This window comes from Micromonospora sp. B11E3 (genome assembly GCF_039871625.1).
Taxonomy (GTDB): domain Bacteria; phylum Actinomycetota; class Actinomycetes; order Mycobacteriales; family Micromonosporaceae; genus Micromonospora.
Genome location: NZ_JBDPMC010000002.1, coordinates 154,295 through 170,466, shown reverse-complemented (window position 1 = coordinate 170,466; position 16,172 = coordinate 154,295). Strand labels below are relative to the sequence as shown.

The window sequence follows — 16,172 nt, the reverse complement described above, 5'->3', positions numbered from 1 at the left end:
GATCAGCCGCAGGGACCGCCCGGTTATCGGGTAGCCGACTCAGCGGCGGCGGCGGGATACTCGGTTGACCTCGCGCTCTGGAGCCGACCATCGACCTCAAGTGTGGACACTGCTCACGCGAAGCCGGTCCGGACGACCGCTTCTGCGGCGGCTGCGGTCAGGCATTGACCCGCGGATGCGCGCACTGCGGGCATCCGAACGGGGCCGAGGCCAACTTCTGCACCAGCTGCGGGCAGCCCCTGCGCGACCGGCCCGTCGCGGTGCAGGAGGACCGCCGGCAGGTCAGCGTGCTGTTCGTCGACATCGTCGACTTCACGACATACGCGGAGCGGGCCGACCCGGAGCAGGCGCGCGGCCTCCAGCAGCGCTACTTCGCGACGGTGCGCCGGCTGGTGCACCAGTACGGCGGGGTGGTCGAGAAGTACATCGGCGACGCGGTCATGGCGCTGTTCGGGGCACCGGTGGCCACCGACAACGACGCGCTGCGCTGCGTCCGGGCGGGGCTGGAGCTGCAGCGCAACCTCGCCCGCCAGCCCGCCGGCCCGCACCCGCCGCTCGGGTTCCGGGTCGGGATCGCCACCGGCGAGGCGCTGGTCGACCTCGCCGCCGCCCGCGACGGCGGGCAGGGGTTCGTCACGGGCGACGTGGTGAACACCGCCTCCCGGTTGCAGTCCCTGGCGCCCCCGGGCGGGGTGGTGGTCGACGAGAGCACCTGGGCCGCCACCCGACACGACATGGAGTACGCCGACCGGCCGCCGGTCACCCTGCGGGGCCGCTCCACGGTCAGCCGGATCTGGCTGGCCGTCCGCGCCCTGCCGCAGCGGGACCTGAGCGCCGCCGAGCTGACGCCGATGGTCAACCGGGAGCACGAGCGCGGCCTGCTGGTCAACGCCCTGCACCGGGCGGTGAACGAGCGCACCTCCCAACTGGTCACCGTCTTCGGCCCCGCCGGGGTGGGCAAGAGCCGGCTGCTGCGGGAGCTGGCCCGGCACGCCGCCAGCCTGCCCGGGCCGCCGGTGACCTGGCTGGTCGGGCAGTGCCCGCCGTTCGGCGAGAACGTCACGTACGCCGCGCTCGCCGACATCGTGCGGGCGTGGGTCGGCGTGCCGGACGTCGACGACCCGGTGGCGTTCCGCGACCGGCTGCGGCAGCGCCTGGGCGCGCTGGCCGACCCGCACGCCGTACGGCTGGCCGACTCGCTCGGCCCGCTGATCGGCCTGCCCGGCGAGCGGCTCACCCCGGGCGAGACCGAGGCGTCCTGGCGGCGGTTCCTGCTCAGCCTCGCCGCGGCCGGGCCGACGGTGCTGGTGTTCGAGGACATGCACTGGGCCGACCAGGCCATGCTCACCTTCGTCGAGCAGTTGGGCGCGGCGGCGCGGGGGGTGCCGCTGCTGGTGGTGGCCACCGCCCGACCCGAGCTTCGGGAGCGGCACCCGGCGTGGACCGGGACGATCAGCGGAACGATGTCGATCTCCGTGCCGCCGATGCACGACGACGACATCGACACCCTGTACTCGCTGCTGCTCGGGCAGGCCGCGCTGCCGCCGGAGTCCCGGGCGCCGCTGATCGAGTTCGCCGACGGCAACCCGCTCTACGCCCAGGAGTACGCCCGGATGCTGCTCGACGGCGGGCTGCTCGGCGCCCCCGGGGCGGCCGGACACCCCGACCCCGCCGGCGCCTCCGGCATGCCCCGGACGGTGCAGGCGGTCATCTCCAACCGGCTCGACCTGCTCGACGCGTCCGACCGGGCCGTGCTCCAGGCCGCGGCCGTGGTCGGCGTGCAGTTCTGGCCGGGGCCGGTGGCCACCGCGCTGGGCCGGCCGGTGGAGTGGGTCGAGCGGGCGCTGGACCGGCTGCAACGCCGGGACCTGGTGTACGAGCAGCCGAGCTCGACCCTGCCCGGCCAGCAGGAGTACCGGTTCCGGCACATCCTGGTGCGGGACGTCTGCTACCAGCGGCTGCCCCGGGCCGAGCGGGTGCTGCGCCACCAACGCACCGCGGACTGGCTGGAGCAGGTGAGCGACGGCCGGCAGCACGACCTCGTGGAGGTGCTGGCCAACCACCGCTGGGCGGCGCACGAGATCGCCCGGACGGTCGGCCTCGACACCGGCCCGTACGCCCCGGCGGCCCGCGCCGCCCTGCACCGCGCCGCCCGGCGGGCGTACGCGCTGCACGCGCTGGACACCGCCGCCACGCTGGTGGGTCGGGCGCTGGCCCTGGCCGGCGAACCCGACGCCGCGCTGGAGCTGTTTCAGGCCGAGCTGGCGTTCTACCGCGACGGCGACGCGTTCCTGGTCGACGGCGGGACGGACACGTTGACCCGGCTGGCCGAGCGGCTGGGCGCGGCCGGGGAGCGGACGGGCGCGGCCCGGGCGTGGACGCTGCTGGCCACCGCCGCCTGGAGCCGGGCGGACCGCGCCGAGACGCTGCGCTGCCTGGACCGGGCGATCGGCATCTACGCCGACCTGCCCGACACGGAGGAGAAGGCGGGGGCCCTGCTGGAGCTCGCCCGGGTGCACATGCTCAACGCCGAGACCGAACCGGCGTGCGCGGCGGCCCGGGCGGCGGCCGCCATGGCCGAACGGCTCCAGCTGCACGAGGTCAGCGCGAGCGCCCGGATCACCCTCGCCGTCGCCCGCTACCTGTGCGGCATGGCCGAGGCGTACGCCGAGCTGACGGAGATCACCGAGCACTGCCGGGTGGAGCGGCTGACCAGCCGCCGGCGGGCGGTGCACAACCTGGCCTGGGCGTTGCAGGAGGAGGGCGACCTGGCCGGCTCGGCCCGGCTGGTGGACGAGCAACAGTCGCTGGACCTCGGCGGGGAGCACAGCCTGGCGACGAGCTTCGAGGACCAGTGGGCCCGGGCGTACTACGCCGGGGAGTGGGGGCCGGCGTCGGCACTGGTCGCCGAGTCGACCCGGCGACCGACCGCCGAGTGGGACCTGCACATCGTCGCCGTGTCCGGCTGGATGCGAACGCTGCGTGAGGAGCCGGAGCCGGCGACGGCCGAGCAGCCGGCGGCGGGCCGCCCGGCGGCCGGACCGGCACCGGACGCCCCGGAGCAGGGTGCCGGGACCGACCAGGTGGCGCGGGCGGTGGCGGCGGCCCGGCGGTCCGGCTTCCACCGGGTGCTGCGCTCGACGCTGGCCCACGCCGCGCTCTGCCGCGCGGTGCAGGGGCGCGCCGAGGAGGCGCTGCGGCTGCTGACCGAGCTGGACGACGACTGGCGCAAGACCCGGATGATCCCGTTCGCCGAGTGGGTTCCGGCGGTCGGACACGTCGCCGTGGTGCTGGGCGACGAGGCGGCCCGGCTGGTCCGGGACCTGCTGGCCCACGCGCCCCGGACGACGCCCTGGGCGCGGGCCGCCGGGCAGGCGGTGGAGGCGACGCTGGCCCGCTCGGCCGGCGACGCCGCGACCGCCGCCGAGCTGTTCCGGGCGGCGGCCCGGAGCTACCGGCGGATGGGCGACGCCACCGATCACATGATCGCGACCGCCCTCGCCGTGCCGACGCTGCGCGAGGTGGACCCGCGGGCCGCGGCCGAGGCGCTGACCGAGGTACGCGAGTTCGCGGCCCGCAACCGCGCCCCCGGGCTGCTGCGGCTCGCCGAGGCGGGGTGAACGGCCCTCAGACGGCGACGGGCTGGCGCGGGGGCGGTTCGGCGGGCTGGGAGTTCTTGACCTTCTGGGCGTAGACGTCGACGTACTCGCGCCCGGACAGCTCCATCAGCTCGTACATGATCTCGTCGGTGACGGCGCGCTCGACGAACCGGTCGGCCGCCAGCCCCGCGTACCGGGAGAAGTCCAGCGGCGCGCCGAAGCGGATCCGGACCCGCTCGACCTTCGGGATCAGTTTGCCGGGCGGCTGGATCTCGTCGAGGTTGAGCATCACCACGGGGACGACCGGGGCGCCGCTCTCCAGCGCCAGCCGGGCCACCCCGGTCTTGCCCCGGTAGAGCCGGCCGTCGGGCGAGCGGGTGCCCTCCGGGTAGATCCCGGCGATGCCGCCGGCCCGCAGCACCCGCAGCTGGGTGTCCAGCGCCGCCTGCGCGGCCCGGCCGCCGGAGCGGTCCACGGGGATGGTGCCGGAGCCGACGAAGAACATCTTCGTCAGCCAGCCCTTGATCCCCTTACCGGTGAAGTACTCGGCTTTGGCGATGAATGTGACTTTTCGCTTGACGACCAGCGGGGTGAAGATCGAGTCGGAGAAGGAGAGGTGATTGCTCGCCAGGATGACCGGCCCCGTGTCGGGGACGTGCTGCAGCCCCTCGACCTGTGGGCGGAAGATCAGCCTCAGCAGCGGGCCGAGGATGATGTACTTCATCAGCCAGTACAGCACCGGTGTCCTTCCCGAGAGGTGGCGGCGACGCCACCGCGGCCGGGGCCGTGCCGGGCCCACGGGGCGCGCCCGGCGGCCCGCGCGGGTGCCGTCGGCGAGCGGGGACTGTCGAGGTGTGAGCCTACGAACCGGGAGCGGCACGCCACAACGCACTCCCGGAACCGGGCCCCGACGTGTCACGATTCAGGGCACGGCGTACGAGCGACGCACCGGAAGGTGCCATGAGGATTCGCACCGGCAGGTGCGATGAGGAGGTTGTCCGGTGTCAGCGGGTGGGGCCCGCCGGGGGCGGCGGGACAACGGGCTCGACGCGAGCGAGTACGCCGTCGCCGGTGACGTGGACCCCCGCGTCGGCGAGCACCTGCTCGACGTGCTGGCCGCCGGCGGCATCGCCGCCTACCTCCAGCCCTCGGCCGACCTGAACCCGGTCACCCGCACCACCACCGTCCCGGCCCGGCCGGTGGACCGGCTCTACGTGGACCGCTCCCACCTGACCACGGCCCGCGACTACCTCAGCCAACTGGCCGAGGAGACCCCCGCCGAGCAGCCCCGCGACGAGCCGGACGTGGAGGCCGAGTGGGCACGGATCGTGGCCGCCTTCCACGCCTCTCCCGCCGCGGGGGCGACCCCGTGGCCCGCCGCCGAGGACATCGACGACGACCCGGCCCGGCCGAGCCCGGACGCGACGACTGGCCGGGCCGGCGCGGACGAGGGCGCCACGGCCACCGACGTACGCCGGTTGCCCTGGGCCGCCGACGTCTCGGGCGTCTCCGTCGGCGGGGGCCGGCAGGACGAGCCCTCGCTGCTGGACGGGCTGGACACGTTCGGCGCGGACCTGCCCGACGACCCGGACGAGGGGTACACCCCGCCGCCGCCTCCCCCGCTGCCCCGGATCTCCAAGTACGCCGTGGTCGGCGTGCTGGGCATCGTCATCGGCTTCGTGCTCTTCCTGAAGCCCTCGCTGCTGCCGGTGGACTCGTCCGTGGTCACCCTGTTCGGCTTCACCGGCATCCTCGCCGGCTTCGTGACGCTGATCTGGCGGTTGCGCCCCGGCGACTCCGACGACTACGACCCGGACGACGGCGCGCGGGTCTGAGCGGTAGGCAGGACGCGGCCTTTCGCCGCCCGGGTCCGGGCACCCCACCCCGCCGCGCCGGACAGGCGTGACAGTGGTGTAACTTACTGTCAGTAGGAATACCGCTGTACGTCACTTACCCCACTGACTGACCGGTTTCCCTGCTCGCGGCGGTCGGTCTCTGCTGATCGGAATGCCCGAGATGCGACAGAGTTCCCTCGTGGTGGTGGCCAACCGCCTTCCCATCGACGACAGTGTGGCGCCCGACGGCGCCTGCGAGTGGCGACGCAGCCCCGGCGGGTTGGTGAGCGCCCTGCACCCCCTCCTCCGGCACACCCCGGCCACCTGGGTCGGCTGGGCCGGCGGGACCGGGCCGGCGCCGCGCCTGCCCGACGTCGACGGCGTACGGATGCACACCGTGCCGCTGAGCCCCGACGACCTGCGCGACCATTACGAGGGGTTCGCCAACGCGACCCTGTGGCCGCTGTACCACGACGCCGTCGAGCAGCCGGAGTACCACCGCCGCTGGTGGGAGGCGTACCAGCGGGTCAACCAGCGGTTCGCCGACGCCACCGCCGAGGTGGCCGAGCCCGGCGCGGTGGTGTGGGTGCAGGACTACCACCTGCAACTGGTCCCCGGCCTGCTCCGGGACCTGCGCCCCGACCTGCGGATCGGCTTCTTCCTGCACGTGCCGTTCCCGCCGCCGGAGCTGTTCATGCAGCTCCCCCGCCGGGCCGAGCTGCTGCGCGGCATGCTCGGCGCCGACCTGATCGGCTTCCAGCGCGCCCACGCCGCGCACAACTTCGCCCAACTGGTGGCGAAGGTGCTGGAGCTGCCGGCGACCGACCGGCGGGTCGACGTGGGCGACCGGGTGGTGCGGGTCGGCGCGTTCCCGGTCTCGATCGACACGGCCGAGATGGCCGCGCTGGCGGCCCGCCCCGACGTGGCGGCCCGGGCCCGGCGGCTGCGCCGGGACCTCGGCGACCCCGACCACGTGATCCTCAGCGTGGACCGGATGGACTACACCAAGGGCATCGAGCAGCGCCTCAAGGCGTACAGCGAGCTGCTGGCCCACGGGCACATCAAGGTGCCGCACACGGTGCTGGTGCAGGTGGCGGTGCCCAGCCGGGAGCGGGTCGGCCAGTACCAGATCCTGCGGGACCGGGTGGAACACCAGGTCGGCCGGATCAACGGCGAGTTCGGCCGGGTCGGCGAGCCGGCCATCCACTACCTGACCCAGCCGCCCGAGCGGGCCGAGCTGGCCGCGCTCTACCGGATCGCCGACGTGATGGCGGTGACCCCGCTGCGGGACGGGATGAACCTGGTCGCCAAGGAGTACGTGGCGGCCCGGGTGGACGACACCGGGACGCTGCTGCTGAGCGAGTTCGCCGGTGCGGCGGCCGAGCTGCCGCAGGCGTACCAGGTCAACCCGCACGACCTGGAGGGGCTCAAGCAGGGACTGCTCGCGGCGCTGCGGGCCGACCCGGCCGACGCCACCCGCCGGATGCGGGCGATGCGGGCGCACCTGCGCGCCAACGACATCCGCGCCTGGGCCCGTTCCTACCTCAGCGCCCTCGACGACGGCGACTCGCTGCCGACCCGCCTGACCCGCACTGGGTGACGCGCGGCCCGCCGGCCCGATGCCGCGATGTCGGCGGCATGGCGGCATCCGGGCCGCGCGGATGCCGCGACGTCGCCGACATGGCGGCATGCGCGCCGCGCGGATGCCGCGACGTCGGGTGGATGAGGCGGCGGCTCAGGCCGGCGCCTGCTCCTTCTCCAGCCAGTCGAGGATCGCGTCGACCGGCTCCCGCCAGCGGGCGTCCAGCATCAGGTCGTGGCCCATGCCGGGGAAGAGCAGCGGGGCGCCACCGTGCCGCCGGGCCGCCCGGGTCAGCGCGGCCGGCGGGACCACCCGGTCGTCGGGGCTGCCCAGCACCAGCACCGGCGGGTCGCCCACGGCCGGCTCCGGGGCGCGGTGGGTGAGCAGCTGCCACTGCGCCCGCCGGCTGGCCCGCCCGAGCCGGGAGACGTACCGGCGGGCGTCGGCGTCGGGCAGTTCCCGGCTGAACAGCTGCCGACGGCTCAGCCGCAGCCGCCCGCCGACCAGGGCGGGCAGGGTGCCGACGGGGTTGCGGCGCAGCGCGGTGGCCAGCGTCCCCCAGTCGCCGAGCACCGGCGCGACCAGCACCGCCGCCCGGGCCGGGTAGCGGGCCAGCGCGTGCCGGACCACCAGGGCCCCGGCGCCGTGCCCCACCAGCACCGCCTGGCGCGGCAGGCCCGCCGCCACCTGCGTCACGTCGTGGGCGTACGCCCGCAGCGTCGCCTCCGGCGCCGGCTCGCTGCCGCCGTGCCCGCGCAGGCTCAACGCGTACGCCGGGAAGCCGCGCGTGGCGGCGTGCTCCAGCCAGTGCTCGGCGAACGCCCAGGCGCCGTGCCCGAAGCCGGGCACGAAGAGCAGCGGCGGGCGGCCCTGCTCCACGGCGGGCGTCACGCTGAGCACCTCGCGGCGGGCCGGGCGGACCGGGCGGGCCCACTCCCGGCCACGCATGATCCGCGGCAGCTGCGCCTGGGTCGTCACTTGCCGCCCTCCAGGGTGTGCAGGGCGCGCTGGAGCGCGCGCAGGTAGTCGGCGTGGCCGACCTCGAACCAGTGCCGGCTGCTGTCCTTGACCCTGCCCGAGTACCGCTCCCCGACGCCGGCCGCCGCACGCTTCGCGAACGCGGCGGCCCGCTCCGGCCGGGTGACGCGCTGCCGCAGCAGCCGGGCGAAGAGCACGGCCTGCCAGTGCGCCAGGGTGAACACGCCGGAGTCCGGCTGCAGCAGGCCGACGACGGCGAGCGTCGGGTGCCCGGGGGCGAAGGCATTGAGCCACAGCCGGGGCCGGCCGGAGCCGTCGACGTCGCCGAGCAGCGCCGGATCGAGGAACTCGAAGCGCGGCAGGTAGCCGGTGGCGAACACGACCAGCTCCGGGTCGACCTCCCGGCCGTCGGCCAACTCCACGGCCTTGGCGTGGAACCGGGTCACGTCCGGCACGGGAGTGATCTCGCCGTGGCCGACGTAGTAGACCAGCTGGCTGTTGGCGATCGGGTGCGTCTCGTACACCCGGTGGTCGGGCTTGGGCAGGCCGAACCGGGTCAGGTCGCCGACGGTCAGCCGCAGCGTCCAGTGGTAGAGCCACTGCCGTACGCGCAGCGGCACCCGCAGTGCGACCAGCGAGTCGTTGACCTGGTCGGCGGGGCGGCCGAAGACGTACTTCGGGGCGTACCAGTAGCCGCGGCGGGTGGAGTGCCAGCAGTGGGAGGCCTGCTGGGCCGCCTCGACCGCGATGTCGCAGCCGGTGTTGCCGGCGCCCACGACGAGCACCCGCTTGCCGCGCAGCTGCGCCGGGTCCTTGTACGACGAGGCGTGCATGACCTCGCCGCGGAACTCCTCCAGCCCCGGATAGGACGGCAGCTTCGGCGACCAGTTGTGGCCGTTGGCGACGACCACGGCGGCGTACCGGGAGGTGCGCTCCGGGCCGTACCCGCCGGTGCTGCGGGTCGTGACGTCCCACCGGTCGCCGTCCACCGGTTCCACCCGGACCACCTCGGTGCCGAACCAGATGTGCTGCCGCAGGTCGAAGTGGTCGGCGTAGCGCTCGAAGTAGGACAGCAGCTGGCTGTGGTGCGGGTAGTCCGGCCAGTCGTCGGGCATCGGGAAGTCGGGGAACTGGGTGAACGGCCGCGACGAGATCAGGTGGGTGCTGGCGTAGACCGGGCTGCGGTCGTGTCGCCAGTTCCACGCGCCGCCGACGCCGGTCTCCCGCTCGTAGCAGTCGACGCCGAAGCCGTGCTCCTTGAGGTTCTTCACGGCGGTCAGGCCGCTGGCCCCCGCCCCGATGACGCAGACCGTGTCGCCCCGGTCGGAGACCGGGCGGCCGTCCCGGGTCAGGGCGAGCGTCGTCGCTTCCGGCTCGGGGCGGCCGGGGTCGGTGGAGGGGGACACCGGATATCTCCTTCGTGCGGCACGGGTGCCGGATCGCTGCGGGTATCCGCCGGGTCGTGCGCGAAATCCTTCCCGCAACCCGACCGGTTTGTCCAGTCCGACGGCGGGCGCGGGCCCGCCGGGCCGGTCAGCCGGCGGTCGGCAGCCGCAGGTCGGCCAGCAGGGGGAAGTGGTCGCTGGCGCGGCGGGTCAGCGGGGTGTCCACCACGTCGTAGGCGACCACGGTGATCCGCGGGTCGACGAGGAGCGCGTCGATGCGGGCGCGCGGGCTCGCGCACGGGCAGGTGTGCCGGTCGACGCAGCCCGTCGCCGCCGCCGCGTCGGTCAGCCCGTCGGCCACCGTGCGCCAGGCCGCGCCGCCCGGTCCCTCGTTGAGGTCGGCGCCGGCCACCACGGGCAGGTCGGCCGCCGCCAGCTCCCGCTTGAACGCCGCGGCCTGTCCCGGGCGTTCCGCCGGGTCGGTGGACAGGTGCGAGCCGGCCAGCAGGAACCGGGCGCCGCCGACGCGGCACTCGGCGTACGCGGCGCCGCGCATGTGCCGGCCGGGGGTGAGCGGGTAGCGCTGGCACCGGGTGGCCAGCACCCGCACCCGCAGGCTCGTCAGCAGGAGGTTGCCCAGCGCGGGCAGCCCGCCGGCGGCGACCACCAGACCGAACGACGCGGCCAGGGTCGCGGACTTCTGCCGCCACCGGAACCGCCGGGGAGCCTCCTGGAGGATCACCACGTCGGGGGCGGCCTCGCGGACCACGGCCGCCAGCGCCGCCGTATCGTCGCGCTGGCTGTGGATGTTGTACGACAGGACGCGCAGCGGCACGCCCGCGGCCTCCGTCACCCGGCCCGCCTCAGATCCGGCGGGCCAGGTCGGCGGCGCCGATCACGCCGGCGGTGTTGCCCAGTTCGGCCGGGCGCACCTCGGCCACGGGCAGCCGGCGGCGCTGGGCCAGCGCCTCGGCGAAGGACCGCCGGGTCGGGCCGAGCAGCAGGTCGCCGGCATCGATGACGCCGCCGCCGACGACCAGCACCTGCGGGTCGAGGATCTGCGCCATGTCGGCGAGGCTCGTGCCGAGCCAGCGCCCGACCTGGGCGAACGCCTCGGCGGAGACGGTGTCGCCGCGCTGGGCGGCGGTGGTCACCATCGGGCCGGTGATCGCCTCGGCCACGCCGCCGGCCAACTCCAGCAGGAGGGTGGCCCGGTGCGGCTCCTGCCGGGCGGCGGCGCGGGCGAACCGGACCAGCGCGCTGCCGCTCGCGTACTGCTCGATGCACCCGAGCCGGCCGCAGCCGCACAGGTGACCGTCGGGGACGGTGAGCATGTGGCCCAGCTCGGCGGCGATGCCGTGGGCGCCGCGGACCAGTTCGCCGCCCAGCACGATGCCGCCGCCGACGCCGGTGCCGATGGTGAACATGACCATCGAGTCGTCGGCGTCGCGGGCGGCGCCGTAGCGGAACTCGGCCCAGGCGGCGACGTTGGCGTCGTTCTCCACGATCACCGGCAGCCCGGTGGCGTTGCCGACGTACGCGCGCAGCGGCTCGTCGCGCCAGGCCAGGTTGGGGGCGAAGAGGACGGTGGAGCGGCTGGCGTCGATCCAGCCGGCGGCACCGATACCGACGGCCTCGACCTGCCGGCCCATCGCCAGCTCGGTGACCACGTCGATGATGACGTCCCGGGTCTTGGCCACGTCGTCGGCGGGGGTGTCCCGACGGGCCTGCGCGAGAACCCTGCCGGTGTCGTCGACGACACCGCCGGCCACCTTCGTGCCACCGACGTCGACTCCGATGGTCAGCGTCACCGCTGCCACTCCCCTCTGCTGTGCTGCCCGGCCACCGTCACGGCGGACCGCCGCGGGGTGGATCGGGATGTCCGGTGGTCAGGCACCGTCGCCTGGTGGGTCCGCGCCGACGTCGCCGGGTGCCCGGGAGGCGGGCACCACGGGTCGGACGGCCGGCGGCCGGGCGGGCCCCGGCGCGTCCGGCCCGGCGTCGTCGGCGGGCGGCACGACGGCACCGGGAGCGGCCGCGCCCGCCTGTCGGGTCGCGGCGGACCAGACGTCCCGCTCCGGTGCCGGCTGAGAATCATGCCGGGTGCGGGTGGCCTCGCGCCATACCTGGTCGTCCGCCGGATCCCGCCGGTCGGCCGTCGGCGGCGCCGTGGCGGGCTCCGCCGGGTGCGACGCGGGCTCCCCGGCCGAGGCGAAGGCGCGCAGCAGGCTGGCCACGCCGGCCGCCAGGTCCCCCGCCCCGGTCGCCAGCCGCTCGGCGAATTCGGGGCTCGGGTCGCGCAGGGCGGCGATACCCCGACAAACCGGGCAGACGCAGCACTCCGGCGTGCCCGTGGCGAATCCGCCGGACCCGCCGGCGTTTTCCGGCCCGGTGCCGCCGGCACCGTGACCGAGAACACTCGACACGATCCCACCCAGTGCACTCCACGGCCCCGCCGCGGAGCCGGAGCCCCCGGCCGCACCGGCCAGCCGGGCCGCCGCGAGCACCGTGGCGACCAGCCGCTCGGCCTCCTCCCGGGCCGTGCCCGGATCCGTACCCCCCATGGTCGGCTCCTCTACCGTGACGACCGGGGCGCCGCCGGCCGCGTCACCGCGCCGCACCGGCTTCTTCTACCCGGCGCTTGAGTTGCTTCAACGCCGCATCCATGATCATTTTCTCGGCCTTGCGGCGGAACATGCCGAGCATGCCGACGGACAGCTCCACCTCCAGGGTGTACGTCACGGTGGTCGTGCCGTCCGGGTTGCCGACCAGGTCGTACGACCCGCGCTGGGAGCGCTGCATCCTCGACGGGGCGACCAGGTGCCACTCGATGCGGGTGAGGTCCTCCGCGTACTCGTAGGCGAGCACGTACTCGTCGGCCATCACCCCGGCGTCGATGGTGAAGCCCACCTGGCTGGCGTAGCCGTCCTCGTACTCCTCGACCACCTCGGCCCGCCGCACCGCGTCGGCCCACTCGGGGTACCGCGCGAAGTCACAGATCACCGCCGCCACCTGGTCCGGTGACGCGCCGACCACGATCGACTGGGTGGAGGAGTCCGCCATGGGGGGAGGCTACCCGGCGGGGGTGGTCCGCGCCCCGCTCCACCCCCGTCACGCGCCGGTCGCCGCGGCCGGCGGGCCCCACCCCACCGCACCCGGCCGTCAGCCTCGTACCGCCCCCACCTGCCCGGGCGGGTAGGTTTCGAAGGAGCCGACCCGTCCGGGGCCCGCCCGCCCGGCCAGTGCGAGCACGAGGAGTGCAGGTGCGCGAGTTCTCCGTTCCGCCGATCGTCACCGTCGGGGACGCGGCCAACCTCACCGACCCGGTCTGGGACAACGCCGAGGCCGCCCCGGACGCCGTCCAGTTCGTCCGCCCCGCCGGCTCGGTCGGCCAGCCGGGCCGGGCGTGGGCCGACGTGACCTGCCGGCAGTTCCGCGACGAGGTCGTCGCCGTCGCCCGGGGCCTGGTCGCGGCCGGGATCTCCCCCGGCGACCGGGTCGCCCTGATGAGCCGCACCCGGTACGAGTGGACCCTCGTCGACTACGCCGTCTGGGCCGCCGGCGCGGTCACGGTGCCGATCTACGAGACCTCCAGCGCCGACCAGGCCGCCTGGATCCTCGAGGACTCCGGCGCGGTGGCCGTCGTGGTGGAGACCGACCACCACGCCGCCCTCGTCGCCGGGGTCCGCGACCGGATGCCCGAGCTCGCCCACGTCTGGCAGATCGAGCAGGGCGCGGTGGACCAGCTGGTCTCGGCGGGCGCCGAGGTCGACCCGGCGGAGATCGAGCGGCGGCGCAGGGCCGTCCGGTCCGGCGACATCGCCACCATCATCTACACCAGCGGCACCACCGGCCGCCCCAAGGGCTGCGTGCTGACCCACCGCAACCTGTACGCCGACGTCGCCAACGCGGTGCCGGTGCTGCCGAACCTGTTCAACGCGGGCGCGGCGACCCTGCTGTTCCTTCCCCTCGCGCACGCCTTCGCCCGGCTGATCCAGATCGGCGTGGTGCAGGCCCGCGCCACGATGGCCCACTGCGCCGACACCAAGCACCTGGTCGCCGAGTTGCAGGAGTTCAAGCCGACCTTCCTGCTGTCGGTCCCCCGGGTGTTCGAGAAGGTCTACAACGGGGCCCGGCAGAAGGCCGAGGCGGACGGCAAGGGCAGGATCTTCGACCGGGCCGAGCGGGTCGCCGTCGCGTACAGCGAGGCGCTGGAGCGGCCGAACGGCCCCGGCCTGGCGCTGCGGGTGCAGCACGCGGTGTTCGACAGGCTGGTCTACCGCAAGCTGCGGGCCGCCCTCGGCGGCCGGTGCCGGGACGTCATCTCCGGCGGTGCCCCGCTGGGCACCCGGCTCGGCCACTTCTTCCGCGGCATCGGGGTGAACATCCTGGAGGGGTACGGGCTGACCGAGACCGCCCCGGCCGCCGCCGCGAACCTGGTCGGCGCCACCCGGATCGGCACGGTGGGGCGGCCCCTGCCCGGCGTGACCATCCGGATCGCCGACGACGGGGAGATCATGATCTCCGGCGACCTGGTCTTCCAGGGGTACTGGCGCAACGAGGAGGCCACCGCCGAGGCGCTCACCCCGGACGGCTGGTTCCGCACCGGCGACCTGGGGCAGCTCGACGCCGACGGCTATCTCAGCATCACCGGCCGGAAGAAGGAGATCATCGTGACCGCCGCCGGCAAGAACGTCGCCCCGGCGGTGCTGGAGGACCAGGTCCGGGCGCACCCGCTGGTGAGCCAGTGCGTGGTCGTCGGCGACCGGCAGCCGTTCATCGCCGCGCTGGTCACCATCGACGAGGAGGCGCTGCCGACGTGGCTGGCCGCGCGCGGCCGCCCCGAGGACACCCCCGTCGAGCGGCTGCGCGACGACGAGGAGCTGCGCGCCGAGGTGCAGGGCGCGATCGACCAAGCCAACCAGTCGGTCTCCCGGGCCGAGGCGATCAAGGTGTTCCGGATCCTGCCGCACGACTTCACGGAGGCGACCGGGGAGCTGACCCCCTCGCTGAAGGTCAAGCGCCAGGTGGTGCACAAGTCGTACGCGGCGGAGATCGCCGACATCTACCGACGCTGACTACCATCCGTCACGTGCCCGACTCCTCGACACCCGCCCGGCCCCCCACGCAGCCCCTCGCCGCCGCGTCCCGGGTGGTCATGCTCGCGCTGGTCGCCGCCCTGACCCTGTTCGTGACCCGCGACGCCGGCCAGCTCTGGTGGATCGCCCTGCTGGGCCTCGCCGGGCTGCCCGCCGTGCTCGCCCCCCAGCACCGGGTGCTCGGCCCGCTCAGCCACTTCGCGGAGGTGGTGGTGCTGGGCCTGGCCGCGAGCCAGGTCGCCGCCGTGTCCTCCCTCGGCGGCTCGGTCGACGGGCTCGGCGCCGGCGCCTCGGCCGTGCTGCCGTACCTCGCCGTCCCGGTGACCGTGACGGCGCTGCGCCGCCGGTTCCGCGAGGGCGGCGCGCTGCTCGCCGTCACCGCCGCCACCCTGCTGCTCAGCGCCGCGCTCACCGAGGTCGACGGCGGCCGGCAGCTCGGCCAGCTCGGGTACCTCGCGGTCTGCGCCCAGTGGCTGATCCTGGCGGGGCTCGGGCTCTTCACCGCCGGCACGCTGCACCGGGTGATCCGGATGCGCGGCGAGGGCAAGCCCCAGCCGTACGCCGAGGCGACCCGGCTGCTGACCCAGCTGCGTACGGTCGCCCGGCAGCTGCCCGGGGCCACCCTCGACCCCGGGGGCATCTCCGAGCACCTGCTGGAGGAGCTGCGCGCGGTGGCCCGGGCCGACCGGGCGGCGGTGCTGTCCGCCAGCGGCGGCGGCCGGCTGGTGGTGCTCGCCCAGGTGGGCGTGGACCGGGTGGACTGGGAGACCACGCTCGACGCCGACTCGGCGATCGCCGACGCCTGGGCCAGCCAGCAGCCGCAGACGGCGGCCCGCTCGCAGGCCCGCTCGCACACCGGCGGGGACGTCTCGGCGCTGATCGTGCCGCTGATCGCCGGGGTCCGCACGGTCGGGCTGGTGGTGCTGGAGGCGGACGCGGCGCACGCGTACCCGCCGCCGGTGGTGTCCCGGGTGACCGCGCTGACCCGTCCGGCCGCGCTGCGCCTGGAGGCCGCGCTGCTGTTCGACGAGGTGCGGTCGCTGGCCACCAACGAGGAGCGGCAGCGGCTGGCCCGGGAGATCCACGACGGGGTCGCCCAGGAGCTGGTCATGGTCGGGTACGGCATCGACAACGCGCTGGCCACCGTGCACGACGACGCCGAGGAGACCGCGGAGTCGCTGCGCACCCTGCGCCAGGAGGTGACCCGGGTGATCACCGAGCTGCGGCTGAGCCTGTTCGAGCTGCGCAGCGAGGTGGACCGGCAGGGCGGCCTGGCCGCCGCGATCGCCGAGTACGCGCGCACCGTCGGCGCGTCCGGCGGCCTGCGGGTACACCTGTCGCTGGACGAGTCCACGGCGCGGCTGCCCGCGGCCACGGAGGCGGAGCTGCTGCGCATCGCGCAGGAGGCCGTCACCAACGCCCGCAAGCACGCCGGCGCGTCGAATCTGTGGGTGACCTGCGAGGTGGACCCGCCGTACGCGCAGATCGAAGTGTCGGATGACGGTCACGGTATTCCCGACCAGCGCCCGGACGGGCGCTACGGTCTTGCGATCATGGCCGAGAGGGCGGAACGTATCCGGGGCCGGTTGGAGGTCAGGCCGCGACAGCCCACCGGGACGACGGTGGCGGTGGTTCTCGGCTCCTCGCCCCGGCGCGATAAGGTGCGCGGCAGCACAGCAGCAGAAGGGGAGTAA

Annotated in this window: 12 protein-coding genes; 5 read left to right on the top strand and 7 right to left on the bottom strand. The window is 75.0% G+C overall.

All coding sequences use genetic code 11. From position 1 onward, the window contains the following. Positions 1-77: 77 nt before the first annotated feature. Positions 78-3,620 carry an adenylate/guanylate cyclase domain-containing protein gene (locus ABGB16_RS02000; protein WP_347666256.1) on the top strand — a complete coding sequence of 1,181 codons (3,543 nt, stop codon included), beginning with the start codon at positions 78-80 and terminating at the stop codon, positions 3,618-3,620. Positions 3,621-3,627: 7 nt separating this feature from the next. On the opposite strand, the gene ABGB16_RS01995 is transcribed toward ABGB16_RS02000, so the two are convergent. Then, the gene (locus ABGB16_RS01995) at positions 3,628-4,338 is read right to left on the bottom strand and encodes a lysophospholipid acyltransferase family protein (RefSeq protein ID WP_347666196.1); all 711 of its coding nucleotides are present in this window, start codon (positions 4,336-4,338) and stop codon (positions 3,628-3,630) included. A gap of 262 nt (positions 4,339-4,600) precedes the next feature. On the opposite strand from ABGB16_RS01995, the gene ABGB16_RS01990 reads away from it, so the two are divergent. Next, a complete protein-coding gene (locus tag ABGB16_RS01990; protein ID WP_347666195.1) occupies positions 4,601-5,434 on the top strand; it encodes a DUF308 domain-containing protein in 834 nt (277 codons plus the stop codon). Positions 5,435-5,615: 181 nt separating this feature from the next. Continuing rightward, complete coding sequence (locus tag ABGB16_RS01985) at positions 5,616-7,034, top strand: trehalose-6-phosphate synthase (RefSeq protein WP_347666194.1); 1,419 nt, start codon at positions 5,616-5,618, stop codon at positions 7,032-7,034. Positions 7,035-7,169: 135 nt separating this feature from the next. On the opposite strand, the gene ABGB16_RS01980 is transcribed toward ABGB16_RS01985, so the two are convergent. The 6 genes from ABGB16_RS01980 to ABGB16_RS01955 all read right to left on the bottom strand — a co-directional run bounded on the left by ABGB16_RS01980 (position 7,170) and on the right by ABGB16_RS01955 (position 12,442). After that, on the bottom strand, positions 7,170-7,964 hold the full coding sequence (locus tag ABGB16_RS01980) for an alpha/beta fold hydrolase (protein WP_347666255.1): 795 nt from the start codon (positions 7,962-7,964) through the stop codon (positions 7,170-7,172). A 26-nt stretch (positions 7,965-7,990) separates the two neighbouring features. Beyond that, positions 7,991-9,400, bottom strand: a complete 1,410-nt coding sequence (locus tag ABGB16_RS01975) for an NAD(P)-binding domain-containing protein (RefSeq protein WP_347666193.1) — start codon at positions 9,398-9,400, stop codon at positions 7,991-7,993. A 127-nt stretch (positions 9,401-9,527) separates the two neighbouring features. Next, positions 9,528-10,232 carry an endonuclease/exonuclease/phosphatase family protein gene (locus tag ABGB16_RS01970; RefSeq protein ID WP_347666192.1) on the bottom strand — a complete coding sequence of 235 codons (705 nt, stop codon included), beginning with the start codon at positions 10,230-10,232 and terminating at the stop codon, positions 9,528-9,530. Between the two features lie 10 nt (positions 10,233-10,242). Next, a complete protein-coding gene (locus ABGB16_RS01965) occupies positions 10,243-11,190 on the bottom strand; it encodes an ROK family glucokinase (protein WP_347666191.1) in 948 nt (315 codons plus the stop codon). A gap of 78 nt (positions 11,191-11,268) precedes the next feature. Next, positions 11,269-11,943: a hypothetical protein gene (locus ABGB16_RS01960; RefSeq protein WP_347666190.1), complete on the bottom strand. Its 675-nt coding sequence runs from the start codon at positions 11,941-11,943 to the stop codon at positions 11,269-11,271. Positions 11,944-11,986: 43 nt separating this feature from the next. After that, the gene (locus tag ABGB16_RS01955) at positions 11,987-12,442 is read right to left on the bottom strand and encodes an SRPBCC family protein (RefSeq protein WP_347666189.1); all 456 of its coding nucleotides are present in this window, start codon (positions 12,440-12,442) and stop codon (positions 11,987-11,989) included. A gap of 200 nt (positions 12,443-12,642) precedes the next feature. On the opposite strand from ABGB16_RS01955, the gene ABGB16_RS01950 reads away from it, so the two are divergent. Continuing rightward, positions 12,643-14,457 carry a long-chain fatty acid--CoA ligase gene (locus ABGB16_RS01950; RefSeq protein ID WP_347666188.1) on the top strand — a complete coding sequence of 605 codons (1,815 nt, stop codon included), beginning with the start codon at positions 12,643-12,645 and terminating at the stop codon, positions 14,455-14,457. 80 nt (positions 14,458-14,537) lie between these two features. Beyond that, positions 14,538-16,172, top strand: a complete 1,635-nt coding sequence (locus ABGB16_RS01945) for a sensor histidine kinase (RefSeq protein WP_347666254.1) — start codon at positions 14,538-14,540, stop codon at positions 16,170-16,172.

What these genes read in the sequence shown, in the direction of transcription:
- ABGB16_RS01985 (WP_347666194.1), top strand. Translation starts at nt 5,616, where the DNA reads ATGCGACAGAGTTCCCTCGTGGTGGTGGCCAACCGCCTTCCCATCGAC.
- ABGB16_RS01980 (WP_347666255.1), bottom strand. Translation starts at nt 7,964, where the DNA reads ATGCGTGGCCGGGAGTGGGCCCGCCCGGTCCGCCCGGCCCGCCGCGAG.
- ABGB16_RS01960 (WP_347666190.1), bottom strand. Translation starts at nt 11,943, where the DNA reads ATGGGGGGTACGGATCCGGGCACGGCCCGGGAGGAGGCCGAGCGGCTG.
- ABGB16_RS01955 (WP_347666189.1), bottom strand. Translation starts at nt 12,442, where the DNA reads ATGGCGGACTCCTCCACCCAGTCGATCGTGGTCGGCGCGTCACCGGAC.
- ABGB16_RS01945 (WP_347666254.1), top strand. Translation starts at nt 14,538, where the DNA reads ATGCTCGCGCTGGTCGCCGCCCTGACCCTGTTCGTGACCCGCGACGCC.